Source organism: Thermaurantiacus tibetensis, from assembly GCF_015354055.1.
Lineage (GTDB): Bacteria > Pseudomonadota > Alphaproteobacteria > Sphingomonadales > Sphingomonadaceae > Thermaurantiacus > Thermaurantiacus tibetensis.
In genome coordinates this window covers 573,976-599,901 of record NZ_JACHTM010000002.1, presented here as the reverse complement: position 1 = coordinate 599,901, position 25,926 = coordinate 573,976, and the positions used below count along the sequence as shown (strand labels likewise).

23 protein-coding genes are annotated in these 25,926 nt (G+C 73.7%); 21 read left to right on the top strand and 2 right to left on the bottom strand.

Features of this window, described 5'->3' with window-relative positions:
* The first annotated feature begins 113 nt into the window (after nt 1-113).
* From H3H34_RS07455 to H3H34_RS07360, 20 genes are all read left to right on the top strand, one after another.
* Complete coding sequence (locus H3H34_RS07455) at nt 114-1,310, top strand: sigma-54 interaction domain-containing protein (protein WP_194744626.1); 1,197 nt, start codon at nt 114-116, stop codon at nt 1,308-1,310.
* Nucleotides 1,307-1,645, top strand: a complete 339-nt coding sequence (gene fliE / locus H3H34_RS07450) for a flagellar hook-basal body complex protein FliE (RefSeq protein ID WP_194744625.1) — start codon at nt 1,307-1,309, stop codon at nt 1,643-1,645. The genes H3H34_RS07455 and fliE overlap by 4 nt, the downstream gene beginning before the upstream one ends.
* Before the next feature lie 10 nt (nt 1,646-1,655).
* On the top strand, nt 1,656-3,254 hold the full coding sequence (fliF, locus tag H3H34_RS07445) for a flagellar basal-body MS-ring/collar protein FliF (protein WP_194744624.1): 1,599 nt from the start codon (nt 1,656-1,658) through the stop codon (nt 3,252-3,254).
* Nucleotides 3,255-3,257: 3 nt separating this feature from the next.
* The gene (locus tag H3H34_RS07440) at nt 3,258-4,289 is read left to right on the top strand and encodes a flagellar motor switch protein FliG (RefSeq protein WP_194744623.1); all 1,032 of its coding nucleotides are present in this window, start codon (nt 3,258-3,260) and stop codon (nt 4,287-4,289) included.
* Nucleotides 4,282-4,845 carry a FliH/SctL family protein gene (locus tag H3H34_RS07435; protein WP_194744622.1) on the top strand — a complete coding sequence of 188 codons (564 nt, stop codon included), beginning with the start codon at nt 4,282-4,284 and terminating at the stop codon, nt 4,843-4,845. Before H3H34_RS07440 ends, H3H34_RS07435 begins: the two co-directional genes overlap by 8 nt.
* A complete protein-coding gene (locus tag H3H34_RS07430; RefSeq protein ID WP_194744621.1) occupies nt 4,842-6,212 on the top strand; it encodes a FliI/YscN family ATPase in 1,371 nt (456 codons plus the stop codon). Before H3H34_RS07435 ends, H3H34_RS07430 begins: the two co-directional genes overlap by 4 nt.
* Nucleotides 6,209-6,646 (top strand): hypothetical protein, encoded by a 438-nt coding sequence (locus H3H34_RS07425; RefSeq protein ID WP_194744620.1) that lies wholly within the window; start codon nt 6,209-6,211, stop codon nt 6,644-6,646. Before H3H34_RS07430 ends, H3H34_RS07425 begins: the two co-directional genes overlap by 4 nt.
* A gap of 797 nt (nt 6,647-7,443) precedes the next feature.
* Nucleotides 7,444-7,863 carry a hypothetical protein gene (locus tag H3H34_RS07420; protein ID WP_194744619.1) on the top strand — a complete coding sequence of 140 codons (420 nt, stop codon included), beginning with the start codon at nt 7,444-7,446 and terminating at the stop codon, nt 7,861-7,863.
* Nucleotides 7,864-7,913: 50 nt separating this feature from the next.
* Nucleotides 7,914-8,456, top strand: a complete 543-nt coding sequence (locus tag H3H34_RS07415) for a flagellar basal body-associated FliL family protein (RefSeq protein ID WP_194744618.1) — start codon at nt 7,914-7,916, stop codon at nt 8,454-8,456.
* The gene (locus H3H34_RS07410; protein ID WP_194744617.1) at nt 8,456-9,343 is read left to right on the top strand and encodes a FliM/FliN family flagellar motor switch protein; all 888 of its coding nucleotides are present in this window, start codon (nt 8,456-8,458) and stop codon (nt 9,341-9,343) included. Before H3H34_RS07415 ends, H3H34_RS07410 begins: the two co-directional genes overlap by 1 nt.
* On the top strand, nt 9,340-10,005 hold the full coding sequence (locus H3H34_RS07405; protein WP_235945484.1) for a flagellar motor switch protein FliN: 666 nt from the start codon (nt 9,340-9,342) through the stop codon (nt 10,003-10,005). Before H3H34_RS07410 ends, H3H34_RS07405 begins: the two co-directional genes overlap by 4 nt.
* Nucleotides 10,002-10,367, top strand: a complete 366-nt coding sequence (locus H3H34_RS07400; protein ID WP_194744616.1) for a flagellar biosynthetic protein FliO — start codon at nt 10,002-10,004, stop codon at nt 10,365-10,367. Before H3H34_RS07405 ends, H3H34_RS07400 begins: the two co-directional genes overlap by 4 nt.
* Entirely contained in the window at nt 10,364-11,176 is an 813-nt protein-coding gene (fliP, locus tag H3H34_RS07395; RefSeq protein WP_194744615.1) for a flagellar type III secretion system pore protein FliP, read from the top strand. Before H3H34_RS07400 ends, fliP begins: the two co-directional genes overlap by 4 nt.
* Before the next feature lie 5 nt (nt 11,177-11,181).
* On the top strand, nt 11,182-11,451 hold the full coding sequence (locus tag H3H34_RS07390; protein ID WP_194744614.1) for a flagellar biosynthetic protein FliQ: 270 nt from the start codon (nt 11,182-11,184) through the stop codon (nt 11,449-11,451).
* Between the two features lie 4 nt (nt 11,452-11,455).
* On the top strand, nt 11,456-12,244 hold the full coding sequence (locus H3H34_RS07385; RefSeq protein ID WP_194744613.1) for a flagellar biosynthetic protein FliR: 789 nt from the start codon (nt 11,456-11,458) through the stop codon (nt 12,242-12,244).
* Complete coding sequence (locus tag H3H34_RS07380) at nt 12,237-13,391, top strand: EscU/YscU/HrcU family type III secretion system export apparatus switch protein (protein WP_194744612.1); 1,155 nt, start codon at nt 12,237-12,239, stop codon at nt 13,389-13,391. The genes H3H34_RS07385 and H3H34_RS07380 overlap by 8 nt, the downstream gene beginning before the upstream one ends.
* A gap of 34 nt (nt 13,392-13,425) precedes the next feature.
* Nucleotides 13,426-14,661: an N-acetylmuramoyl-L-alanine amidase gene (locus tag H3H34_RS07375; RefSeq protein WP_194744611.1), complete on the top strand. Its 1,236-nt coding sequence runs from the start codon at nt 13,426-13,428 to the stop codon at nt 14,659-14,661.
* A 41-nt stretch (nt 14,662-14,702) separates the two neighbouring features.
* Entirely contained in the window at nt 14,703-15,575 is an 873-nt protein-coding gene (locus tag H3H34_RS07370) for a polysaccharide deacetylase family protein (RefSeq protein WP_194744610.1), read from the top strand.
* A complete protein-coding gene (locus H3H34_RS07365; RefSeq protein ID WP_194744609.1) occupies nt 15,572-16,468 on the top strand; it encodes a polysaccharide deacetylase family protein in 897 nt (298 codons plus the stop codon). The genes H3H34_RS07370 and H3H34_RS07365 overlap by 4 nt, the downstream gene beginning before the upstream one ends.
* Nucleotides 16,465-17,637, top strand: a complete 1,173-nt coding sequence (locus tag H3H34_RS07360) for an alpha-hydroxy acid oxidase (protein WP_194744608.1) — start codon at nt 16,465-16,467, stop codon at nt 17,635-17,637. Before H3H34_RS07365 ends, H3H34_RS07360 begins: the two co-directional genes overlap by 4 nt.
* Here H3H34_RS07360 and H3H34_RS07355 read toward each other — a convergent pair.
* On the bottom strand, nt 17,634-19,739 hold the full coding sequence (locus tag H3H34_RS07355) for a xanthine dehydrogenase family protein molybdopterin-binding subunit (RefSeq protein WP_194744607.1): 2,106 nt from the start codon (nt 19,737-19,739) through the stop codon (nt 17,634-17,636). The two genes, H3H34_RS07360 and H3H34_RS07355, sit on opposite strands and share 4 nt — an antisense overlap.
* Nucleotides 19,736-20,185: a (2Fe-2S)-binding protein gene (locus tag H3H34_RS07350; protein ID WP_194744606.1), complete on the bottom strand. Its 450-nt coding sequence runs from the start codon at nt 20,183-20,185 to the stop codon at nt 19,736-19,738. Before H3H34_RS07350 ends, H3H34_RS07355 begins: the two co-directional genes overlap by 4 nt.
* 225 nt (nt 20,186-20,410) lie before the next feature.
* On the opposite strand from H3H34_RS07350, the gene H3H34_RS07345 reads away from it, so the two are divergent.
* The gene (locus H3H34_RS07345; protein ID WP_194744605.1) at nt 20,411-25,924 is read left to right on the top strand and encodes an AMP-binding protein; all 5,514 of its coding nucleotides are present in this window, start codon (nt 20,411-20,413) and stop codon (nt 25,922-25,924) included.
* Nucleotides 25,925-25,926 lie beyond the last annotated feature (2 nt).

Here is a 25,926-nt window from a genome sequence, read left to right as displayed (position 1 = left end):
GCCCTGCCGCCCGAGGGACCGGGGGTTGGCACGGAACTTGCACCCCTCCGCCCCGGTAACGGCCGGGGTCCGCAAGGGTTGCGCGGAACCCGGCAAGATCCGGGAGAAACGCCTTGGAAGAGACGAACCTGGACCGCCTCTGCCACTCCGACGTCCCCGACTTGGGCGCGGATCCGGCATCGCCCGCGCAGCTTGCCGAAGCGCTCGCGCGCGCCGGCGTCAGCCCGCCCGCATGGCCGGCCGACAGCCCGCTGCAGCGCCGCTTCCGCGCGGTGCTTGCCCGCGTGCTTGCCGCCCCGGATGCGCCTGTCGCCGAAGACCCGGCAAGCCAGGCCCTGTTCCGCGAGGCCGCCCGCGCCGCCGCCACCCAGGTGAGCGTGCTCATCGAGGGCCCGTCGGGCACCGGCAAGGAGCTCGTCGCCCGCGCCGTCCACGCGGCCAGCGCCCGCGCCACCGGCCCGTTCGTTGCCGTCAACTGCGCCGCCCTCCCCGAGACGATGCTCGAGGCGCTCCTCTTCGGCCACGAGAAGGGGGCCTTCACCGGGGCGGCGGGTGCCTCCATCGGCCTCGTCCGCGCGGCTGACGGCGGCACCCTCTTCCTCGACGAGCTCGGCGAGCTGCCGCTCCCACTCCAGGCCAAGCTGCTCCGCGTCATCCAGGAGCGCGAGGTGCTCGCGATCGGTGCCGTCCGCCCCGTCCCCGTCGACGTCCGCCTCGTCGCGGCCACCAACCGCGACTTGGCCGCCGCGGTCGCGGAAGGCCGGTTCCGCGAGGATCTCTACTGGCGGCTTGCCGTCTTCCCGCTGCGCACGCGGCCGCTTGCCGAGCGCCCGGCCGACATCCTGCCGCTCGCCGCAAGCTTCCTCCTGCGCTTCGCCCGTGCCGAGGGCCGGCCGCTCCCCGTGCCCGACGACGGCGCGCTCGAGGCGCTCCTCGACCATGGCTTCCCCGGCAACGCCCGCGAGCTCGACAACCGCCTCCAGCGCGCGGCGATCGTCGCCGGCGCTGCACCCATCGGCCGGCTCGACCTCGGGCTGCCGTCCCCGGCCGTCGCGCCCGTCGGCGCCGCCCACGATCCCGAGAGCGCCGGCGGCCTCATCCTCGCCGTCCGCCTGCGCGAGGCCGAGGCCATCCGCGAGGCGATCGCCGCCACCGGCGGCCGCAAGGGGCTGGCGGCCGCCCGCCTCGGCATCAGCGAGCGCACCCTGCGCTACAAGCTCGCCGCCCTCGCCGGGCGGCCGCGCACGCCGGGCGACGGCCGGCGGCGGGCCGCCGGCGGCAGCACCCGCGGCGGAGACACGCTCCAATGAGCGCGATCGACGCCCGGCTCGGCCTTTCCGGCGTGCTGGCACTGCGCGCCCAGCTCCTCGAGCGCAGCCAGACTCTCGGCAAGGCAACGCTTGCGGCCTCCGCGAGCGCGCCCTCCGAGAGCGGCAGCGCGAGCTTCGCCGACGCGCTTGCAGCCGTGAACCGCCTCCAGAAGGCAAGCGAGGCGAAGACCGCTGCCTTCGAGCGCGGCGAGACCCACGATCTCGCCGAGGTGATGCTCGCCCGGCAGAAGGCCTCCATCGCCTTCGAGGCGACGCTCCAGGCGCGCAACCGCCTGCTCGGCGCCTACCGCGACATCATGAACATGCCGGTCTGAGGGGGCGCCCGTGGCCGATCCCGTTCCCGCCCTTGCCCCCGGCGCCGACGGCGCGGAGGCGCCACGCGCCACCCGGCTGCCGGCCTTCCTCGCCGGCCCGCTCGCCCGGCTGCGCGAGAACCCGCTCCTCTCCCGCGCGCTTCTGCCTGCGCTCGGCGTGGCGGCCCTCGTGCTTGCCGCCATGCTCTGGCTGCTGTTCGCGCCTGCCGAGCGCACGGCCCTCTTCCGCAACCTGCCCGATGCCGACAAGGCCGCGGTCTTCGCGGCCCTCGAGGCGAACGGCCTCGACGTCGCGCTCGATCCGAAGAGCGGCGCCGTCCTCCTGCCGCCGCAGGACCACGCCCGGGCGCGGATGCTGCTTGCCGCGGAAGGCCTGCCCAAGGCGGCGCCCGGCGCGCTCGACATGCTGGGTGACATGCCGCTCGGCACGTCGCGCGCGGTCGAGGCGGCGAAGATCCGCAAGGCCGGCGAGCAGGAGCTCGCCCGCGCGATCGAGACGCTCGACGGCGTCGAGCGCGCGCGCGTCATTCTCGCCGTGCCCGAGCCCTCGCCCTTCGTGCGTGAGCGGCCCGAGCCCAAGGCTTCGGTGACCGTGACGCTCGCGCGCGGGCGCTCGCTGTCCGCCGAGGAGACCCGGGCCATCGCCCATCTGGTCGCCGGGGCGGTGCCCGGGCTTGCCGCCGACTCGGTCGCAATCGCCGATCAGACCGGCCGCCTGCTCGCCGGCGGCCCGGGGAGCGCCAGCCAGACCGCGCTTGCCCGGCGCCTCGAGCTCCAGCTGCGCATGGAGCAGCGCGCGCGCGACGCCATCCTCGCCCTTCTCGGCCCCATCGTCGGGCCCGAGGCGCTGACCGCCGAGGTCGCGATCGAGCTCGACCTCTCCACCCGCGAGGCGGCGACCGAGCGCTTCGACCGGGACGGCGCGCTCCGCTCGGAATCCCTCTCCTCCTCGACGGCGACCGAGCCGCGCGCCATCGGCATCCCCGGCGCGCTCACCAACACCACGCCGGCCGCGCCCCAGATGACGGCCCAGGCCCCGCCGCCCGCGACGGGGCCGACCGAGTCCACCACCCGCAGCGAATCCGCCACCCGCAACTACGAGCTCGGCCGCTCGGTCGAGGTGATGGCGAACGCGGGCGGTACCATCCGTCGCATGACGGCGGCCGTCGTCATCCGCGACGATGCGCTCGGGCCGCCTGCGCAGCGCGCTGCGATGCTGCGGCAGATGGAGGCCCTCGTCCAGGGCGCCATCGGCTACGACCAGGCGCGCGGGGACCGCGTCACGGTCGTCGCCCGCCCCTTCGCCCCGCCCGCGGTCGAGACGGTGCCCGTCTGGCGCGAGCCGCTGGTGATCGAGGGCGCGAAGTGGCTTGCCGCCGCGCTCGTTGCCGTCGCCATCCTCCTCTTCGTCGTGCGGCCGCTGCTTGCGAAGTGGCCGAGGGAGGCCCCCGCGCCCCAGCGCCCCAGGCCGGTCGAGACCGCCATCCGGCTCGAGCCCCGGGTGATCGACTATTCCGCGAAGCTGACCGAGGCCCGGCTCCTTGCCTCGACCGACGCTGCCCGGGCCACCGCCGTCGCAAGGCGGCTCCTGGCCGAGGAGGATGTCTGAGCCGTGCCGCAGCTCCCCGGCCCCACCCTCAGCCTCGCCGAGCCGGCGAAGCTCACCGGCGCGCAGAAGACCGCCCTTCTTCTCCTGCTCCTCGAGGAGGACCAGGCGGCAGCCCTCCTCGCCCGCCTCGAGCCCGCGGAAGTCGAGGCGGTCGGCAGGGCCATGCTCGATGTCGCGGAAGCGAACCCCGCCACCGTCGACCGCCTGCTCGACGAAGTGCTGGCCATCGCGGATGAGACGGTCGCGCTCGGCGAGGGTCCTCAGACCGTCCGCCAGCTTTTCGGCAAGGCCCTTGGCGACGACCGCGCCGGCGGCATGATCGACCGGCTCGGCGAAAAGGCACGCCCCCAGGCCTTCGCCCGGCTCGGCTGGATCGAGCCCTTCGCCATCGCGACCGTGCTCGAGACGGAGCATCCGCAGGCCCAGGCGCTCGTGCTTGCCCACCTTCCGCCCGAGCGGGCGGCGCGCGTGCTTGCCCAGCTTCCCGCCGAGCTCCAGCCCGACCTCGTGCGCCGGGTCGCCACCATGGGGCCAGTCAGCCAGCACGTGGTCGACGCCCTCGACGACGCCCTTTCCGCCCGGCTTGCCGCCTCCCCACCGCGCCAGCCCATCACCGACCTCGGCGGGATGAAGCGGGCCGCCGACCTCATCAACCTCTCCGGTCTCGACGAGGAGCTGGCGCTCGCCGCGCTGGGCGAGGCCGACCCGGATGCCGCCGACATCCTCGCCGAGACCCTCTTCACCTTCGAGGATCTCGACCGGCTCGACGACAAGGCGCTCCAGACCGTCATCCGCAACGTCGAGGCCGACGTGCTCGTGCCCGCCATCCGCGCCGCGAGCGAGGCGCTGAAGAGCCGGATCCTGAAGGCGATGCCGGCGCGCGCCGCCCAGGCGCTCGAGGACGAGATCGCCAACCGCGGCCCGGTCCGGGTGGAGGACGCCGAGGCCGCCAAGAAGGCCATTGCCGCTGCCGCGCGCCGCCTCTCCGCGGACGGCGTGATCAGCCTCCCCGGCAAGGGCCCGGCCTATGTCTGAGGCCGGCCCGCCCGTGCGGCCGGTGCCGCTCCGGCTCTTCCTTGGCGGGGACGCGCCCCCGGCCGAGCCTCCGCCCCCGCCTCCGCCCGACCCGGAGGCCCTCTTCCGCGACGGGTTCGAGGCCGGCGTAGCGGCCGCCCGCGCCGAGGCGGAGGCGGCGCTGGCGGCCGCCGAGGAACGTCATCGCCTTGAGCGCGCGGCCGCCGACGCGGCCGCTGCGGCGCTTCTCGACTCGCTCACCGATGCGCTGGCCGAGACGGCACTCGCGGTCGCTCGGGCCGTGCTCGCCGGCGAGCCGGCGGTGCGGCCGGAGCTGGTCCGCCGCCTCGTCGCCGACGTGCTGGCCGCAGCCCCCGCCGAGGCGCGCGGCCGCCTTCATCTCCACCCCGAGGCCCTGCCCCACCTCGCCGGGGCCGAGCCCCCCGGCTGGGTCCTCCTCGGCGACCCGACGCTCGATCGGCACGAGGTCAGGGCGGAGCTCGGCAGCCGCCAGATCCTCGCCAGCCTTGCCGAGCGCCTCGCCCACGCCGCCGGCGAGCTCGCAGGCCGCGCATGAGCGTCGAGCTTCTCCCGCGCGCTCATGCGGCCGCCGCGCGGGCGGCCGTGGCCGCCGCCGTTCTGAAGGATGCCGCCGCCGGCCTGGTCTTCCCGCCCGTCGAGTCCGGCGTCGTCACCGCCTTCGATGGCCTGCTGCTCACGGTCGAGGGCCTGGCCGACGGGCCCGGCGTGCTTCTCGAAGTGGAGGCGGAAGGCCCGCCGCTTCCTGCCGAGGTCATCGGCTTCCGCCGCGATGCCCTTCTTGCGATGGCGCTTGCCCGCGGCTCGGTGCGGCCCGGCGCCCGAGCCCGCCGGGTGGGCCGGGCCGACCGCGTCGCCCTGGGCCCCGAGCTCCTTGGCCGCGTCGTCGATGCGATGGGCCGGCCGGTCGACTCCGCCGGCCCGATCCGCGCCGCCGCCTCGGTTCCGCTCGACGGCCGGCCGGTCGCGCCCCTCGACCGCGCCGAGGTGCGCGAAGCCGTGCCCACGGGCGTGCGGGCGATCGACGCCCTCCTCACCCTCGGCCGCGGCCAGCGCATCGGCCTCATCGCTGGAACCGGGGTGGGCAAGTCCACCCTCATGCAGGATCTCGTCCGCGGCGTGCGCGCCGACGTGACCGTGGTCGCCCTCGTCGGCGAGCGCGGCCGGGAGATCTCGGGGTTCGTCGCCGGTCTCGGCGAGGCGTCCCGCGTCCATGTCATTGCCGTGCCGGCGGATGAGGCCGCCCCCTTGCGCGTCCGCGGCGCGCGCCGGGCGCTCGCGGTTGCCGAAGGCTTCCGTGGCCAGGGCGCGCACGTCCTTCTCGTCATGGACAGCCTGACCCGCGTGGCCCACGCCCAGCGCGAGGTGGGCCTTGCCGCCGGCGAGCCGCCCGGCCAGCGCGGCTACCCCGCCTCGGCGCTGGGCCTCATTCCCCGGCTCGTCGAGCGGGCCGGCTGCGACCGCCGGAGCGGCGGCGCCATCACCGCCGTCTTCACCGTGCTGGCCGACGGTGACGACCTTGTGGCCGACCCCGTGGTCGATGCCGCCCGCGGCGTGCTCGACGGCCACATCGTCCTCACCCGCGAGCTCGCCGCCCGCGGCCGCTTCCCCGCCATCGACACCTCGGCCTCCGTGAGCCGCACCATGGCCGCCTGCGTCGACCCGGCGCACCGCGCCGCGGCCGCGGCCTTCCAGCGCGACGCAGCCCTAGTCGAGGCCAACCGCGACCTCGTCGCCATGGGCGCCTACGCCGCCGGCCAGGACCCGGTGCTCGACCGCGCCATGGCCCGCGCGTCGCTCATCGAGCAGTTCCTTACCCAGCCGCCCGGCACGCCCGAACCCATGGAGACGACGCTTGCCCGGCTCCTCGCCACCTGGGGCGAGCCGGCAGGAGAGGCGCCATGACGGCGCGCCTCCGGCAACGGCGGGCCGGGCGCCTTGCCGCGCTCCGCGCGCGGGAGGCGGAGGCCGCCGCCCGCCTTCTCGCCGCCCGGCTGGTGGCCGCAGGCCAGGCCGAGGCGCTCGCGCAGCGGGCTCGGGCTCTCGTCACCACCGCCGGGCCGCCCGCCGGGGCGGTCCCGGCCGCCACGCTCGCCGCCGGTGCTGCGCTTCGCGCGCTCCTCGCGCCCGTCCTCGTCGATGCCGAGGCGCGCCGTCGCGACGCGGCGGTCGCAGCCGACGCCCAGGCACGTGCCGCCGCTGCAGCCCGCGCCCGGGCGGACTCAGCCCGCCGCGCCGAACGCCGCGTGCACGCCGAGGCGCTTGCCGAACGCGAAGCCGCCGACGCGGCCGATTCTCCCCGTCCCTCCTGCGCCCGCGCCCCGGAGCCCGCCCCATGATCCCGGTCCTTCCGCCCGACCTCCCGCGCTTCCCCGCCGGAACTCCGGACTCCGGCCCCGAGCCCGACGATGGATTCGACCTGCTGCTTGCCACTGCCGACGCTGAGGCGGCCGAGGTCGCCGCAACGGCGCCAAGTGCCGCGCGCCGGCGCAGCCTCGGGCAGGGCTCCGATGTCTCCGCCGAGGCGCAGCTCCCTTCGCCGCTCGCCGCCCTGATCGCCGTCTCGGCAGAGCCTGCCGTTGCCCCGTCTCCCTCCGCCGAGCTTCCGCCTGGCGGCGCACCGGGCACGGGGGCGGACGTCCTCGAGGCGTCTCCCGCCGCATCGGGGGAGTTGCCCGCGCACATGCCCGCCTCCGGCCCCGCGGTGTCGGCCGCCGAGCCGCCCGCCGGGCCAGGCGGAGCGGCGCCGCCGCTGCCGCAGATCTCGGCCGCGGCCGCCCTCGACCCCGCGCCTGCGCGTCCGGCGCCCTCGGCTGCGGCACCGTTGGCCGCGCCGTCGCCTCGGCCTTCGCCCCAGCCTGCCTCGCCGGGCCCGCCGTTCGCCATCACTGTCGATCCTCCCCGCCCCGACCGTCCCGCGAAGGGTGCGGACGCGGCTGCCAGCCGGTCGCTGCGACCCGCGGGCGCGGCCGCCCCCGCCCCTGCGCTTGCCGAGTCGGCAGGCCCGGCGCGCCTCCTGGCGCCCGTGCCGCTTCCCCTCGCCCCCGCCCCATCCCCCGGTTCGCAAGGCTTGCAGACAGGTCAGACAGGTCCGGAATGGACCGACAGCCCACCCGAAGACCCCGCGTCCTTCTCCTTGCCCGACTCTCCCGCCGAAGCGGCCGAAACTGCGCCGCCTTCGGGGCATGTGGTGGGGGCGCGGCTTGCCGTGGGCAGTTCCGACCGCCTCCTCGTCACCCTTGCCGCTGCCTCGGCGGCCAGCCGCGACCTCCTCGAGCGCGAAACCGGCCAGCTCGCAGCCGACCTCTCCGCCGCTGGCGCCAGAGTGGAGGCAATCCGCGTGGACCTCGCCCCCCGCGTTAACCCAGATGGGCGTGGGGATGCGGCCGGCGGGCAGCATCCCGGCCCGGGGCAGGGTGGTGGAGCACCCTGGGAGCCGGCGCCGCCGCAGAAGCCGGCAGCGCTCCGGCAGCCCGATGTCCCGGGCGAGCATCCGGCGCGCGGGGCAGGCCAGCTCCGCCGGGCCGACGGGGGAAAGGTTGACCGCTATGCATGAGGCACGTGCAGCCGCGTCCGCGCGCCGTTTCGCTGACGGAGCCGCCCGCCATGGCTGAGGCGCTCACCATCACCGAGGACGCTCCCGCACCCCCGGCCAAGAAGCCGGGGCTCCTCAAGCGGCTCCTCCTGCCGCTCCTGCTCCTCGTCCTCGGCCTCGGTCTCGGCGCCGGCGGCATGCTCGTCGCGCCCACGCTCTTCCCCGACCTCTTCCCCTCCACCGCCGGGGAGGGCGAGGGGGAGGGTGCCGCACCCAAGCCGCGCAAGGTGAAGCATGCGCCGCTCAGCTACATCGAGCTGGACAACAGCTTCACCGCCAACCTCAAGGGCAGCGGCCGCTACATCCAGATCAAGATCGCCATGTCGACCCACGGCGGCGATCCCGTCGCCAAGGCGGTCGAGCAGCACAAGGTGGCCATCGTCGCCGCAACGCTCGCCGTCCTCGCCGACACGACGAGCGAGGACCTCGAGGCGCCAGGTGGCCGCGACCGGCTGGCCACGCGCATCCGCATGGCCATCAACGACGTCCTCATGCGAAAGTCGGGCGCGGCCGGCATCGACGACGTCTTCCTGACGAGCTTCGTGGTGCAGTGATGGCAGAGGCCCGGTCCGCGCTCCGCTGGCGGCCGGCGAGGGCCGAACCCGCGTCCGCGCCGCCGCCGCCACCGCCTCCGCCGACCCTCCCGCCGGGCACCGTCGATCTTCCGGCCTTCATCGGGTCCGTCGCGCCAGACCTCACGCGGCTCATCGGCGCCAGGGTCTCGCTCCGGGCCAGGGGCTGGCCGGAGGAATGCCCGGACCTCGTCGAAATCGTTCGCCTTCCGCTCGCTGGGCAGTCCATGCGCATCCTCCTCGACCAGGATGCACTCGAGGCCATGGTCGAGGCGATGTTCGGCGGCACGCCGTCGATGAGCCCGCACCGGGCCACAATCCTTCGCCTGCCGCCGTCGAGCGGCACCTGGGTCGCGGCCGGCCGCCTCATCAGCCAGGCCATGGCAGCCGGGCTCGCGGCCTCCGGAACGCGACCGACCGGGGCGGCCGTGCCCCCGCCCCGCATCCTCGCCGAGCCCGCGGACCGCAGCGTCCCGCACCTGTGGTTCGATCTCCTGGTTGCTGGCCGGCCCGGCAGCCTCGCACTGTCGCCGGTCCCCGCCCCGAACACGGCGGCGCCCTCTGCCGGCGTCGACGGGCAGGCTGCGGAGCCCCCCGCGGCCGCTCGGGCCGATGCCGCCGCCCGCCAGCCCGCGACGCCCGATTCCGCCGAATGGCGCGCGCGGGCCATGCGGCTTGCCCGCAGCGTCGAGATGGCCGTCGGCGTGCGCGTTGCCGAGCTGCGGCTGCCGCTCGCCGAGGTGCTGGCGCTGAAGCCGGGCAGCATCCTTCCCATCGCGCCGCCCGCCTCGCTCGGCCTCACCGTGGAGGGCGAGCCGCTGCCGCTGCCCGGCCGCGCCGCCGGATCCGCCGAGGAGACCGGCCAATGAACCAGATGACCCCAGGGCGGATGTCGCCCGAAAAGGCAAGGCCGGTCCGGCCGGGCAAGCGCCAGGGGCTCGAGATCGCCTTCGACCCCGAGGCCGATCCACTCGAGGACCTTGCCGATGCGGCCGCGTCCGCACCGCGCCAACGCGCGGCTGCAGGCGAGCCGGGAAACGATGCTCGCCAGACGCCCAACCTCGAACACCTCGACGAAGGGAGCGAAAGCGCCGCGCCCGGCCCAGCCGAACCCGAAGTTCCGGCAGCCGATCCGTTCGCTCTCCCCGGGGCTCCGGCCGGGCGTGGTGCGGATGCGCGGGAGACCGGGCGCGGGGTCGATGCAGAAGGTGCGTGCGGTGCGCCGTCAGGCGCGGCCCGTCCGGGCACCCGCCGGGCCGACCCGGCCGCTGCGGCGCGGCTCCTCGGCATTCCCGTGCCGCTTGCGAAGATCGAGGTGACGGTTGCCGTCGAGGTCGGCCGCACCCGGCTCACCCTCGCCGATCTCGTCTCCATCGAGCCGGGCGAACTCGTCGCGCTCGACCGCATGGCCGACGCACCCGTCGACGTCCTCGTCAACGGCAAGCCGTTCGCGAAAGGCGAGATCGTCGCCATCGGCGACCGCTTCGGCGTTCGGCTCACCGAACTCGTCGACTCCGGAGACCTGCCGTGATCGCCGACTTCCTCCTGCGGCTTCTCGTCGCCCTGCCGCTCGTGCTTGGTCTTGCCGTCGGCGCCCTTCTCCTCATGCGCCGCGGCTGGCTGCCGCTTCCCGCCGAGCTTGCGGCCCGCTGGCGAGCGGCTGGCGCCGGGCGCGGCGGCGCCTCGGCCGAGCCCTGCGGTTCCCGGCTCGACATCGTGGCCAGCCGCATGCTCCAGCCGGGCGTCCGCGTCGTGCTGCTGCGCCACGCCGGGCGCGACCATCTCCTTGCTGTCTCGCCCCAGGGCGTCACGGTGCTCGGCTCCGAGCCGGCACCGACCGAAGCCGTCGCCGAGCCCCTCCTCCGGCCGGTCCGCAGCGGAGCGGCGGCATGACCGGCCGCCTCGCCTCGTCCGCCCGCCCGCTGCGCCACCTCGCGGTGCTCGCGCTTGGCGTTGCCGCGCTGTTCGCGGCCGGGGCCGCCCGGGCGCAGGGCATCGCCCCGGCCGAGGCCGAGGGCACCCTGTTCGGCGGGCTGAAGGCGCTGGCCGAGGCCGGCGGGGATCGGGGCGCCCTGTCGCTCTCGCTCCAGGTGCTGCTCCTCATGAGCCTGCTCACGGTGCTGCCGTCGATCATGCTCATGATGACCGCCTTCCTGCGCATCATCATCGTGCTGGCCATCCTCAGGCAGGCGCTCGGGCTGCAGCAGGCCCCGCCCAACCAGCTCCTCGTGGGGCTCGCCCTCTTCATGACCTTCTTCGTGATGCAGCCTTCGCTTTCGGCCATCAACGCCGAGGCTGTGCAGCCCTGGGCAGCGGACCGCATTCCGGCCGAGGTCGCCATCGCCCGCGCCGGCGACGTGCTGCACGGCTTCATGATGGCCAACACGCGGGCGACCGACCTCAAGCTCTTCGCCGACATGGCCGGCGCCGGCCCCTTCGCGAAGCCCGACGAGGTGCCGATGCGGGTGCTCCTGCCGGCCTTCGCCACCTCCGAGCTCAAGACCGCCTTCCAGATCGGCGTCCTGCTCTTCCTGCCCTTCCTCGTCATCGACCTCGTGGTCGCAAGCGTCCTCATGGCGCTCGGCATGATGATGGTCTCCCCCGTCATGATCGCTCTCCCCTTCAAGCTCATGCTCTTCGTTGCGGTCGACGGCTGGAGCCTGGTGATGGCCTCGCTCGCGGCAAGCTTCGCCGGCGGGTAAGCCGCATGGGCGAGGACCTCCTCTACGACCTCGCGCGCCGCGGCCTTCTGGTGCTGACCCTTGCCGCGCTTCCGCCGCTCGGCGCCGCGCTGGCCATCGGGCTCGTCATCGGCCTCGTGCAGGCCGCAACCTCCATCAACGAGGCCACCCTCTCCTTCGTCCCCAAGCTCGTCGGGGTCTTCCTCGTGCTCGTCCTGTTCGGCGGGCTGATCGGCGGCCTCCTCGTCGACTTCACCCGCGAGGCGATCGAGGCGATCCCCGCGCTCGTCCGCTGACACGATGCTCTCGCCCGACCTTTCGCGCGCCGTCGCCGACCCGGAAGCCTATCTCGTCGGCCTGCTCTGGTGCTCGCTCCGCGCCGGCGGGGCGCTCGCCCTTCTCCCCTCGCTCGGCGGTCAGTCGATCCCCGTCCAGGTCCGGGTGGGCCTTGCGGCTGCGGTCGGCGCCTTCCTGCTCGCCGGGCCCGAACCACCCCGGCCGCCCGCCGACCTCCTCGGCCCCGCCGGGCTCCTCGGCGCGGCCGGCGAGCTTCTCATCGGCCTTGCCATCGCGCTTGCCCTCCATGCCGCCTTCGCCGCGGCACTGGTCGCCGGCGAATGGATCGCCCAGTCCATGGGCCTCGGCTTTGCCATGGTGGTGAACCCGACCGCCGGGCCCATGTCGGTGCTCGGCGCGCTCTTCCTGCTTCTGGCCTGGACCCTCTTCCTCGCCGCCGGCGGCCACCTTCTCGTCATCGAGGTGGTGGTCGAGAGCTACCGCGCCATGCCCTCGGCCGGCGCGCTCCTCGAGCCCGAGCGCCTGTCCGCCATCATCGGCTGGGGCGGGTTCGCCCTCGCGAGCGGTCTCGTCGCGGCGCTGCCGATGGGCGGCGCCCTCCTCCTCGTCAACCTCGTCATCGCCGTTGCCGCCAAGTCAGCCCCCCAGCTCAACCTCTTCGCCGTGGGCTTTCCGCTCATGCTCGCGGGTGGCATCGTCGCCCTGCCGCTTGCCCTTCCCGGCATGGCGACCGCGCTCGGCAACACCCTCCTCGACCTCCAGACAATGCTCCGGGCGGTGCTCCTTGGCTGAGCAGCCCGACAAGGACGAAAAGACCGAGGCGCCGACCCAGCGGCGGAAGGAGGAGGCGCGCCGCGAGGGGGACCTGCTCGCCTCGCGCGAGCTTGGCACTGCCTTGAGCGGCGTGGCCGGTGCCCTGTGGCTCTTCCTGTTCGGAGAGTCGCTCTCCGGCCGCTTCCGTGACGCCGGCGCCCACGCGCTCGCCTTCGGCCACGACGATCTCGTCGGCTGGAACCCGGTCGCCACGCTCCTCGGCCTCCTGGGCGCCATCGCCATCCCGCTCGCCGCCCTGGCCCTGATGGTGATCGTGGCCGTTGTCGCCGGCCGGGCCGTCACCGGCGGGCTCGTCTTCTCCGCGAAGCTGCTCGTGCCCAAGCCGGAACGGCTCGACCCGCTCAAGGGCTTGGCGCGGATCTTCGGCCGCCAGGGCGCGATCGAGCTCGTGAAGTCGCTCGCCAAGGCCGCCCTCCTCCTTGGCGTCGGCGCGGCCTTCCTCTGGAACGCCCGCGGCCTGCTCCTCGGGCTTTCCGCCGTGCCGCTCGAGGCGGCCATGCCGGCGCTTGCCGATCGCGCCGCGCTCCTCTTCCTGACTCTGGCCGCCGGGCTCGTCGTGATCGCCGGCGGGGACCTCCCCGTCCAGTTCCTGCAGTGGCTGCGGAAGCTCCGCATGACACGTCAGGAGCTCAAGGACGAGATGAAGCAAACCGAGGGCCGGCCCGAGGTGAAGGCGGCTTTGCGGCGGATGCAGGCGCAAGTGCTGAAGGCCGCCAACCGCAAGGCCGTCGCCGAGGCCTCGGTCGTCCTCGTGAACCCCAGCCACTTCGCGGTTGCGCTGCGCTACCGCCCGGGCGAGGATGCCGCTCCGGTCATCGTCGCCCGCGGGCGCGGCCCGGTGGCACTTGCCATCCGCGCCCTCGCCCAGGAACTCGGGGTGGTGACACTTGCCTACCCCGCCGTCGCCCGCGCCCTCTACTTCACCGGCCGCGTTGGCCAGGCCATCCGCGCCGATCTCTACGTCGCAGTCGCCACCATCCTCGCCTTCGTGATGCGCATGAACGAGCGGCCGGCCGATGCACGCGCGTGGGACCATCCGCCCGAGGTCGAGGTGCCGCCAGGACTGCGCTACGATTCCGAGGGGCGTCGCGAAGCCGCTGTTTGAGCGTTCATGCCGGCGGTGGCATGGGCGCTGACCGATGCCCGGCCGGATCCTGCTCGTCGTGCTGCTCCTGCTTGGTGCCGTCGGCGCCGTGGCGCAGCCCGTCGCCGTGGCCCGGTCGCTGGCGGTCGAGGCAACGGCCGAGGGTGCCCGGGTGCGCCTCGGGCTGGGGCGCGCGCCGGCGGGCGAGGTGACACGGTTCCACCTGACCAGCCCCGAGCGCCTCGTCGTCGACATTGCCGGCGCGCGGGCCGACCGGCGGGAGGCCCCCGGCACCGGACCGGTGCGGGCAGCGCGCGTCGCCCAGTTCGACGCCCAGACCGTCCGGCTGGTGGTGGAGGGCGCCGGCCCCTTGCGGCTTGCCGGCGCCCGGTTCGTTCCCGGTCCTTCGGGCAGCACCGTTCTCGAGCTCGATGTGGCCGCAACCGACGCCGCGGCATTCGCCGCCGCGGTCCGGCAGGGGCGCGCCACGCTTGCCCTCGCCCGGCCCGAGCCCGGGCCGCTTGCCGAGATCGCCGCGCTCCTCGACGGCAGCGCCGGCCCGCCCGCCACCCCGGCCGCGGTGCCGGCCGAAGCCGTCCGCCGGGCAGCCCGCCGTCCTGTCGTCGTCCTCGACCCGGGCCACGGCGGCCGCGACGTGGGCGCCATCAGCGTGACCGGCGGTCATGAGAAGGACGTGACGCTGGCCGTTGCCCGGGCAGCAGCCCGCGTGCTGGAACGCTCAGGGAGGGTCGAGGTGCGCCTGACCCGCAGCGACGACCGCTTCCTGACGCTCGGCGAACGCGTCGCGCTCGCCCGCGCCTGGGGCGCCTCGCTCTTCATCTCCATCCATGCCGACAGCGCGCCCAACCCCGAGGCACGCGGCGCCAGCGTCTACACCCTCTCGGAGACGGCCTCGGACCGCGAGGCGGCGCGGCTTGCCGCCAAGGAGAACCGCGCGGATGCGATCGCCGGGCGCGACCTCTCTGCCGTTGATGGCGAGGCGCAGGGCGTCCTCATCGACCTTGCGCTTCGCGATTCGATGAACGCAAGTGCCGACTTCGCCCAGGCGCTCCAGCAGCGCATGGAGCCCATGGGCATCCGCTTCCGTAGCCAGTTCCACCGCTTCGCCGGCTTCCGGGTGCTGCGCAACCTCGGCGTCCCCGCCGTCCTCCTCGAGTGCGGCTATCTCTCCAACGCCGAGGATTCGGCCTTCCTCTTCTCGCGCGAGGGCCAGCGCCTGCTCGGCGAGGGCATCGCCCGTGCCGCCGAGGCATGGCTCACCGGCAGCTGAGGCTTGGCAAGCGGCCCCGGGCGCGGCCATAGGCCCCGCGCATGCAGGATCCGGGCCTCTATCCCTACCGCGGCTGGCGTGACCGCGCGAAGCTCGTCTGGCCCGGCGGCAAGCCGATTGCCGTCTGGGTCGCCCCCAACCTTGAATATTACGAGATCGACCCGCCGCCCCACCCGAAGCGCCGCGCCTGGGCCCGCCCCCACCCGGATGTCGTGGGGTTCTCCCACCGCGACTATGCCAACCGCGTGGGCCACTGGCGCATGGCGGACGCCATGTCGGAGTTCGGCTTTCCCGGCTCGGTCTCGCTTTCGGTCGCGCTCTGCCAGCATCACCCCGAGGTGGTGGCCGACGCCGCTGCGCGCGGCTGGGAATTCTTCAGCCACGGCATCTACAACACCCGCTACGCCTACGACATGGAGCCGGACGAGGAGCGGGCCATCATCCGCGATTCGATCGAGACCGTCCGCGCCGCCACAGGCCAGACTATCCGCGGCTGGCTCGCACCTGCCCTGACCCACACGGTCAACACGCTCGACCTCCTCGCCGAGGCCGGGCTCGCGTACACCTGCGACCTCTACCACGACGACCAGCCGACCTGGGTCACGACCCGGAACGGCCCGCTCGTCGCCATTCCCTACAGCCTCGAGGTGAACGACCACTACGGCTTCTTCGTCTACAACATGAGCCCCCGCGAATATGCCGAGACGCTGATCCGCCAGTACGAGCGCCTTGCCGCCGAAGGCGAGGCGGGTGGCACCGTCATGTGCATCCCGCTCCATTCCTACCTCATCGGCCAGCCGCACCGCATCGGCCCGTTCCGCGACGCGCTGCGCCACATCGCCCGCGACGGCCGCGCCTGGATCACGACAGCGGGCGAAATCGTCGATGCCTTCCGCGCACAGGTGGCGCCATGACGCTGGGGCCCGCCTACCTCGCCTATCCGCGCCGCCGCCACGGCTATGACCATGATCTCTACCCCTGGTCGGCCGCGCACCTGCGCCCGCCGGTGCAATGGCCCGAGGGCAGGCCGCTTGCAGTGATGGCCGTGATCAAGGCCGAGTTCTTTCCCCTCACGCCCGTGGACACGCCGTTCCGCGCGCCCGGCCACATGCAGACGGCCTTCCCCGACTACCGCCACTTCACCGCGCGCGACTATGGCAGCCGGGTCGGCATCTGGCGCCTGCTCGATGCCTTCCGCGCGAGGGGCCTCGCGGCCTCGGTCGCGATGAACGTGGCGCTTGCCGAGCGGGCGCCGGCGCTCCTTGCCGCCATCCGCGCCGAGGGCCACGAGATCGTCGCCCATTCGACCGACATGAACGGAACCGTCGACGGCAGCCTCCCGCCCGAGGCCGAGGAAGCGCTCGTCGCCGAGACGGTCGCCCGCTGGGCGGCGCTCGGCGAGCGGCCGCAGGGCTGGCATGCAATCGCCCGCTCGCAGAGCTTCCGCACGCCCGACATCCTGGTGAAGCACGGGTTCGGCTTCACGCTCGACTGGGTGAACGACGACCAGCCCTGGCGCTTCGCCAATGGGCTGTGGAACCTGGCCCTGAACCACGAGCTCTCCGACCGGCAGATTCTCAACGTCTGCCAGGCGTCGGTCGACAGCTATGCCGAGCAGATCGTGGACGCCGCCGACTGTCTCGCCGCCGAGGGCGGCCGGGTGCTGGCGCTCGAGCTCACGCCCTACATCATCGGCCTGCCCTACCGGATCGCCGCCTTCGAGGCGCTCCTCGACCATCTCGCTCCGCGCGGCTGGTTCGCGGGCCCCAGCGCCATCCTTGCCCACTGGCGGCAGCAGACGGCATGAGCCGGCCCGGCGGCGCGCCGCGCCGGCTCGCCGACTGCCACAATGTCGAGGATTTCCGGCAGCTCGCCCGCCGGCGGCTGCCCGCGCCCGTGTTCCACTACATCGACGGCGGTGCTGACGACGAGGTGACGAAGGCGCGCAACACTGCGGCCTTCGAGGCCTGCGATCTGGTGCCCGACGTGCTCCGGGGCGTGGCCGAGGTGGACCTCTCGACCCGCGTGCTCGGCCAGCGCATCGCCATGCCGCTCTTTCTCTCGCCCACCGCCCTCCAGCGCCTGTTCCACCATGAGGGCGAGCGCGCCGTCGGCCGCGCGGCCGAGGCTTTCGGCACCTTCTTCGGCATCTCGAGCCTTGCCACCGTCAGCCTCGAGGAGATCGGCCGCACTGTCAGCGCCCCGAAGATGTTCCAGTTCTACGTCCACCGGGACGAGGGCCTGAACCGCAGCCTCATCGAGCGGGCGAAGGCCGCCGGCTTCGATGCGCTGACCGTCACCGTCGACACCCAGGTGGGCGGCAACCGCGAGCGGTGCCTGAAGACCGGCTTCACCTCCCCCCCGCGCATCACCCCGGCCTCGTTCCTCTCCTACGCGACCCGCCCGCGCTGGGTGTTCGACTTCTTCGGCCGCGAGCGCTTCCGCCTGCCCAACCTCGACACCCACCTCGCCGAAGGCAGCCGCACGGCGATGGGGATCGGCGACTATTTCACGAAGATGCTCGACCCCGCGCTCGACTGGGCGAAGGCCGAGGCCATCCGCCGTGCCTGGGGCGGGCCCTTCTGCCTCAAGGGCATCATGAGCGTGGCCGATGCGCGCCGGGCGGTCGCCATTGGCGCCGATGCCATCATGGTCTCGAACCACGGCGGCCGCCAGCTCGACGGGTCGCGCGCGCCCTTCGACCAGCTTGCCGAGATCGTCGATGCCGTGGGCGACCGGATCGAGGTGATCTGCGACGGCGGAATCCGCCGCGGCACGCATGTGCTGAAGGCGCTCTCGGTCGGCGCCCGGGCCTGCTCGGGCGGCCGGCTCTACCTCTATGCCCTCGCCGCCGGTGGCGAGGCGGGCGTGATGCGCGCGCTCGGCCTGCTCAGGGCCGAGATCGAGCGCGACATGAAGCTCATGGGCAAGCGCCGCCTCGACGAGCTCTCCCGCGACAATCTCCGCTGGCGCTAGGCGGAAAGGATGGGCAGCCGGCGGATGGGCCGGCCGGTCAGCGCGAAGAGCGCGTTGACGAGCGCCGGCGCCGCTGGCGGCAGCGGCGGCTCGCCCACACCGCCGATCGCCTCGCCAGATTCGATGAGGTGCACGTCGATCCGGGTGGGCGCATCGGGCATCCTGAGCAGCCGGTAGCCATCGAAGTTGCGGTTGGCGACCGCACCGCCGGCAATCTCGACCGCCTCGCCGAGCGCGGCCGACAGGCCCTGCACCACGCCGCCTTCCACCTGCGCCAGCGTGCCGTCGCGGCTGATGACGCGGCCGCAGTCAAGCGCGACCGTCACCCGGTGCACTTTCGGCAGGCCCTCCTCGAGGCTTGCCTCCACCACTTCGGCGCAGAGGCTCCCGTAGCTCTCGACATAGGCGATGCCGCGGGCGTGGCCCGGGGGCAGCGGCGTTCCCCAGCCGGCCTCCTGCGCTGCGGTGTCGAGCACGCGGAGCGCGCGCGCATCATGGGCAAGGAGCCTGCGCCGGAACCGCCAGGGGTCCACGCCCGCCGCCTTCGCCACCTCGTCGAGGAAGCATTCGAGGAAGTAGCCGTTCTGGGTGGACCCCACCGCCCGCCACGGCGCGGTGGGAACGGGAAAGCGCGCCATCGCATAGTCGAGCCGGTAGGCCCCGAAGCGGTAGCGGGTGTCGGCGAGCGACTGCACCGAGCTGGCATCGAGCCCGCCCTCGGGGATGGGCGTGGCGGGTGCTGCAAAGTCCATCACCATCGACGGGCCGGCGGTGCGGATGGAAAGGCCGAGCAGCCGGCCGTCTTCCGCCAGCGCGGCCTGCATCCGTGCCATCTGCGCAGGCCGGAACCAGCCCTGACCGAGCTCCTCTTCCCGCGACCAGTGGAAGTGGACCGGGCGCTTCACCGCCTTCGCCACGAGCACGGCATCGCGCATCCCCTCCATGTCGCGCAGCCGCCGTCCGAAGCCGCCGCCGAGCAGCGTGGTGTGGATGCGCACCTTTTCCGCCGGAAGGCCCGCGGCCGCCGTGATTGCGGCCATGAGGCGATCCTGCGCCTGGGTCGGCGCCCAGACCTCGAGGCTGCCGTCGGCATGAAAGCGCACGATGCAGTTCCAGGGCTCGAGCGGCGCATGGGCGAGATAGGGCACCTCGTAGTCCGCCTCGATGACCCGCGCGGCTGCCGCCCGCGCGGCCGCGAAGTCGCCGTCGGCGCGCGGGGCGGCCGCCGCCTCCGCTCGACCGAGCGCAGCGGCCATGCCCTTCGAGATGGCGGCGCTGTCGAGGCGGTCATGGGGGTTTGCCCGGAAGCGGAGCCGAAGCGCCTCGGCACCGCGGATCGCTGCCCAGTTGCTCGTTGCGACCACGGCGGCCCCGGTCGGGAGGCGCACCACGTCGAGGACGCCGGGAATGGCGCGCGCGGCCCGGTCGTCGACCGCCTCGACCTCGGCACCGGTCATCGGCCCGAGCCGCGCCCAGGCATGGACGAGGGCCGGCAGCGTCATGTCGGAACAGAAGACCGGCTCGCCCCTGACCTTCGCCGGAATGTCGAGGCGGGCCACTGCCGTGCCGGCGAGCGGGTGGCGCGCGCGCAGCACCGGGTCCGCCGGCAGCGGCCGCGCGGCAGCGCCTGCTGCATAGGCGCCGATCCCGCCCAGAACCCGGGTACCGTGCCGGACCTCGCCCTCGGCGATATCGAGCGCGGCCGGGTCGAGGCCGTGCCGTGCGCCCGCCTCGGCAAGCAGCACGGCCCGCGCCTGCGCCGCGGCCCGGCGCAGCGGGCCCTCCCAGGCGCGCACGCCCCAGCTGCCGCCCGACGACATCTGCCCGTTGCGCCGGAACGGGTCGGCGGGATGGGCGGTCTCGACGGTCACTGCGGCAAGCGGCACGCCGAGCTCGCCGGCCACCAGGAGCGCGTGCGCCGTGTGGGTGCCCTGGCCCATCTCGGTGGTGGGGGACCAGAGCCTGACGCGCCCGTCGGGCGCCACCTCGAGGAAGGCCGTGAGCTGAGCGGAGCCGGCGCCCGGCGCGGCCGAGGCGGGGCGGACGGCAAGCGCCACCACCAGCGCGCCGGTCGCGGCAAGGAACTCCCGGCGGGTGGTCATGCCGCAGCCCCGGCGGCCGCCCGGATGGCAGCGCGGATGCGAAGATAGGTGCCGCAGCGGCAGAGGTTCCCGGCCATGGCGGTGTCGATCTCGGCGTCGGTCGGCTGCGGCGTCTCGGCAAGCAGGGCAGCGGCCTGCATGATCTGCCCCGGCTGGCAGTAGCCGCACTGGGGCACCTGCAGCGCGATCCACGCCTTCTGGAGCGGATGGTCCCCCCCAAGCCCCTCGATCGTCGTCACTTCGCTCCCTGCGACCGCTTCGAGCGGAGTGATGCAGCTTCGGACTGCCCCGCCGTCCACCAGCACGGTGCAGGCGCCGCACTGGCCGATCCCGCAGCCATATTTCGCGCCCTTGAGGTCAAGCAGGTCCCGCAGCACCCAGAGAAGCGGCATGTCCCCTGGGGCGTCGACCCTCCGCGTCTCGCCATTCACCACCAGCTTCGCCAATGACTCCGCCTCCTTGCCCGAGACCCAAGCCTAGCCGCGGAGCCTGGGTCCGTCGAGCGTGCCGCACGCGCGATGATGCACCGCCACATCGCGCAGGCAGCATTCGTTGCAAATGCGGGCGGGAAGGCTTCCGGCGGCGCGGCTTTTGTGGAATCGGCCGCCGATGCCACGCACGCATGACAGCCATGACCGATTCGCACGGCGGGGCCGGAAGGGGAGCAACTGATGGCCGACCAGCCCGATCCGCGCCCGTTCCGCCCCGCGGTGCCGGAGGCGCAGGTGAACCCGTTGCGCACCCGCGCCGCCTTCGAGCGCGCCCGCGCAGCCGTCCTTGCCGACCCGGGGGCCTTTCACGGCGCGATTGCCGCGCGCCTCCTCCACTGGTTCTGGCCCGAGGTGGGGCCGGCCGGCGCCTGGCTCGCGCGTGACGAGGCCTCGGGCCGCTGGACCGGCTGGGACGCCGCCACGCTCGAGCCGCTCGTTGCCGACCTGCCGGCAGATGCGGTGCCGTGGCGCCGCGCCTTCAACGCCGATGAAGCGCCACACTTCCGCTGGTTCGAGGGCGGGCGCACCAACGCCGGCTTCAACGAGGTCGACCGGCACGTGATCGCCGGCTTCGGTGCCGAGACCGCCCTCGTCTTCGAGGGCGACCGCTGGGACATGTCCTTGGATGGCGGCCGGGGCGGGCCGGTCGACTGCTGGTCGGTCTCGCGCCGCGAGCTCCTCGTCGAGACCGCCAAGTGCGCGGTCGCGCTCCAGGCGCTCGGGCTTCGCGCCGGCGACCGGATCGCCCTCAACATGCCGTCCATCCCGGCGCAGATCTTCTGGACCGAGGCAGCGAAGCGCCTCGGCATCCTCTACACGCCCGTCTTCGGCGGCTTCTCCGACAAGACGCTGTCCGACCGCATCGCCGACGCTGGCGCGCGCATCGTCATCACTGCCGACGGCGGCTACAGGAACGCCCAGGTCGTCCCCTTCAAGGCCGCCTACACCGACCCTGCGCTCGACAATTTCGTGCCGGTGCCGGTGGTGCTCGAGACGCTTGGCAAGGCGCTTGCCGACCCGGCGCTCGGCCTTGCCGAGGCCCATCGCGACCGCGTGCTCGAGACGGTCGAGGCAACGCTCGCCGGCGAAGTCACGGTCGAGCGGGCGGATGCGATGCGCGGGGTCGGCCGCGCGCTTGCTGCGCTGGGGAAGGAAGGCCGGCTCGACTCCGCGGCGGCCGCCCGGGTGCGGATTGCCGCCGCCGCGGCGCTGGTCGCAACCCCGCCCCGGGTCGAGGCGGTCATCGTCTGCCGCCACGCCGGCGTTCCTGACCTCGTCTGGCGCGAGGGCCGCGACCGCTGGGCCCATGAGCTCACCGCCGCCGCGCTCGAGACCCTGCTCGCCAACGCGCGGGCCGCGGGCTTTTCGGTTGCGACCGAAGCCGAGCTCCTCGCCCTTTCCGACCGCGATCTCGTCCGCGCCATCTGGGCGAGCGTGCCGCCGTTGCCCGTCGATGCCGATTACCCGCTCTTCTTCATCTATACCTCGGGCTCGACGGGGAAGCCCAAGGGCGTCGTCCACGTCCATGGCTACACCGCCGGCATCGCCCACACGATGGCGGTCGCCTTCGACGCCCGGCCCGGGGACACGCTCTTCGTCGTCGCCGATCCGGGCTGGATCACTGGCCAGAGCTACCTCATCTCCGCGCCACTCCTGACGAGGGTGACCACGCTCGTTGCCGAAGGCTCGCCCGTCTTCCCCCACGCCGGCCGCTTCGCGGCGATGATCGAGCGCCACGGCGTCACCATCTTCAAGGCGGGCGTCACGTTTCTCAAGTCGATCATGGCCGACCCGGCGAACCTTGCCGACCTTCGCCGCTACGACCTCTCGCGCCTGCGCGTCGCCAGCTTCTGCGCCGAGCCCACCTCGCCCGCGGTCCAGGCCTTCGCCATGGCCGAAGTCACGCCCTGGTACATCAACAGCTACTGGGCGACCGAGCATGGCGGGATCGCGTTTACCCACATGTTCGGCAACGCCGACTTCCCGCTGCGCGCCGACGCCCACTGCTGGGCGCTGCCCTGGGTGGTGGGGGACGTGTTCGTCGAGGATGCAGAGGGCGCGGGCGTGCCGCTTCCTTTCCGCCGCGCGGACACGGGCGGCGTGCCCTTCCGCCGCGCCGCCGATGGCGAGAAGGGCGAGATCGTCCTTCTTGCGCCCTACCCCTATCTCGCGCGCACCGTCTGGGGCGATGCCGAGAACTTCCGTGTCGAGGATGGCCGCGTCGCTCCCGGCTGGAAGGGGGATGCGGCGCGCTGGGAGGCGAACTACTGGACGCGCTGGCGCGGCGGCTACGCCTACACCCAGGGCGACTTCGCCATCCGCCACCCCGACGGCAGCTTCTCGTTCCACGGCCGCTCGGACGACGTCATCAACGTCTCCGGCCACCGCATGGGCACCGAGGAGATCGAGGGCGCGATCTTGCGCGACAAGGCGCTCGACCCCGGCTCGCCGGTGGGCAATGTCCTCGTCGTCGGCGCGCCCCACCGCGAGAAGGGCCTGACGCCGCTCGCCTTCGTCGTGCCCGCACCGGGCCGGAGGCTCACCCACGAGGACAGGAAGCGCCTTGCCGAGCTCGTCCGCAGCGAGAAGGGCGCAGTCGCGGTGCCCCAGGACTTCCTCGAGGTCTCGCAGTTCCCCGAGACGCGGTCGGGCAAGTACATGCGCCGCATGGTGCGCGCGCTCGTCGAGGGCGGCGACATCGGCGATGCCTCCACCCTGCGCAACCCCGAGAGTCTCGACGAACTCCGGGCCGCCATCGCCGCCTGGCAGCGCCGCCAGCAGCTTGCCGACACGCAGCAGATCTTCGAGCGCCACCGCTACTTCCGGGTGCAGTACAACGCGGTGTCGGGCCGCACGGTCGCAACCGTCACCGTCACCAACCCGCCGGTCAACGCATTGAACGAGCGCGCGCTCGACGAGCTCGCCATCGTCGTCGAGCATCTCGCGCGGAACGACGCGGTGGCCGCCGTGGTCTTCACCGGCGAGGGCTCGGCCTCGTTCGTGGCGGGCGCCGACATCCGCCAGATGCTGGAGGAAATCCACGACGAGGAGGAAGCGCGCGTGCTGCCCAACACCGCGCAGCTCGCCTTCGCGCGGATCGAGCGGATGGGAAAACCCTGTATCGCCGCGATCCAGGGGGTCGCGCTCGGCGGCGGCATGGAGTTCGCGCTGGCCTGCCATGTCCGCGTCGCCGAGCCGACCGCGCGCTTCGGCCAGCCCGAGATCCGGCTGCGCCTGCTCCCCGGCTACGGCGGCACCCAGCGCCTCCCCCGGCTGCTCGCCGAGCGGCGCGGCACCGCCGGCCTCGTCGACGCGCTCGAGCTCATCCTCGGCGGCCGCAGCATCGACGCCGAGGCGGCGCTGGCCATGGGCCTCGTCGAGGAGGTGGTGGAGGGAGCCGACGATGCACTCTCCCGCGCCCACGCACTCGTGCGCGCCTTCCTCGCGGAGGGCGAGGCGAGCGTGCTCGGGGCGGCCTTTGCCGCGCGGCAGGCGATGACCGCGCGCTGGGAGCTGCCGGCGACCACCGCCGATCTCGCCGAAGCCGAGGCCGACCCTCACGTCGCCCGCATCCTTCGCCAGCTCGCCTGGGCCGGGCGGGGGAGGGCAGGGGCGCGCGCGCTCGATGCCATTCGCACCGGCTGGCGCGAGGGGATGGCCGCCGGGCTCGCGGCCGAGGCGCGCCACTTCGCGCAAGCCATCGTCGACCCCGAGGGCGGCAAGGCGGGCATCCGCCAGTTCGTCGAGAAGGTGAGCCCGCCGCTCCCCGTCCGCCGCGACGGAATCTTCGACTATGCTGCGCAGCAGGAGCGCGCCGCGGCGCTCGCAGCGGCGGGCAAGCTCCTGCCGGTCGGCGCGCCCTTCTTCCCCGGTGTCACGCCGGTGCCGCCATTCCAGCTTGCCCACGGCATCGCCCGCGACCCCGAGACCGGCGCGCCCCGCTTCGGCCCGCCCGCCACCCACGAACGCGAGCTCGTCGTCCCCGTGCCCGAGCCGGGGCCCAATGACGCCCTCGTCTACATGCTGACGTCCGAGGTCAACTTCAACGACATCTGGGCGCTGACCGGCATTCCCGTCTCCCCCTTCGACAACCACGAGGAGGATTTCCAGACGACCGGCTCGGGCGGGATCGGCCTTGTCGCGAAGCTGGGCAGCGAAGCGCGCGCGGAAGGGCGGCTCAAGGTCGGCGATCTCGTCGCCGTCTATTCGGGCACCAACGACCTTCTTTCCCCCATGGTCGGGCTCGACCCCATGTTCGCCGACTTCGCGATCCAGGGCTACGAGACCGACACCGGCAGCCACGCCCAGTTCCTGAAGGTGCAGGCGCCGCAGCTCCACCCGGTGCCGGCCGACCTCACGCTCGAGCAGGCGGGAAGCTATGTGCTGAACCTCGGCACGGTGGTGCGCTGCCTGTTCACCACGCTCAAGGTCCAGCCCGACCGCACCATCTTCGTCGAGGGTTCGGCGACCGGCACCGGGCTCGACGCGCTGAAGTCGGCCGTTCGCACCGGCCTCCACGCGACCGGCCTCGTCTCCTCGGCGGAGCGCGCCGCCTTCGTGACGGGGCAGGGCGCGGTCGGCGCCATCAACCGGCGGGACCCGCGCTGGGCAGACGCCTTCACGCCCGTGCCCGAGGACCCGGCCGAATGGGCAGCCTGGGAGGCCGCCGGCGAACCGCTCCTTGCCGCGATGCGCGAGCTGAACGGCGGCCGGCTTGCCGACTATGCCGTCTCCCACGCCGGCGAGACCGCTTTCCCCCGCACCTTCCAGCTGCTCGCCGAAGGGGGCCGGCTCGCCTTCTACGGCGCGTCGTCGGGCTATCACTTCTCCTTCATGGGGAAGCCCGGCCGGGCGAGCCCGGAGGAGATGCTCAGGCGGGCCGAGGCGCGGGGCGGCGAGGCGCTCCTCGTCTTCTACGGCACGCCCGGTGGCGCACTGCTGGATGAGACCGGGCTCGAGATGATCGAGGCGGCCAGGCGCTTTTCTCTCAGGACCGTGGTCGCCACCGCAACCGAAGGCCAGCGCGCCTTCCTCGCCGGGCTCGGCCTCGAGGATGCCGTCGAGGGCCTCGTCAGTCTCGAGGACATCGCCCGTCGCAGCGGCAGCGCCTTCCACTGGCCCGAGACCATGCCCCGCCTGCCGGATGCCAAGGCGGATATCGACCGGTTCCGCGCCGGCGTGCGCGACTATCAGGAGCGGACGCTCAAGCCCTTCGGCAACGCGGTCGGGCGGATCCTCCGCTCGGCCGACAACCCCCGCGGCGCCCCCGACCTCGTGTTCGAGCGGGCCCACCAGGATTCCCTCGGCGTCTCGACCAGCCTGGTCAAGCCCTTCCTGGGCCGGGTGCTCTACGCCGAGGACATGTCGGGCCGGCGCTTCACCTTCTACGCGCCGCAGGTCTGGACCCGCCAGCGGAAGATCCTCATGCCGACCGCCTCCATCCTCGGCACGCATCTGTGCAACGCCTGGGAGGTCAGCCGCATGAACGACATGATCGCGGCCGGCCTCCTCGAGGTGACCGAGCCGACGGTGGTGCCGTGGGCGGAGCTGCCGCAGGCGCACCAGGCGATGTGGGAGAACCGCCATTCGGGCGCGACCTATGTCGTCAACCACGCGCTGCCGGCGCTGGGCCTCAGAAGCCGCGACGAGCTGTTCGAACTCTGGGCCGCGGGCGTGACGCCCGGGTCCGCCTGACA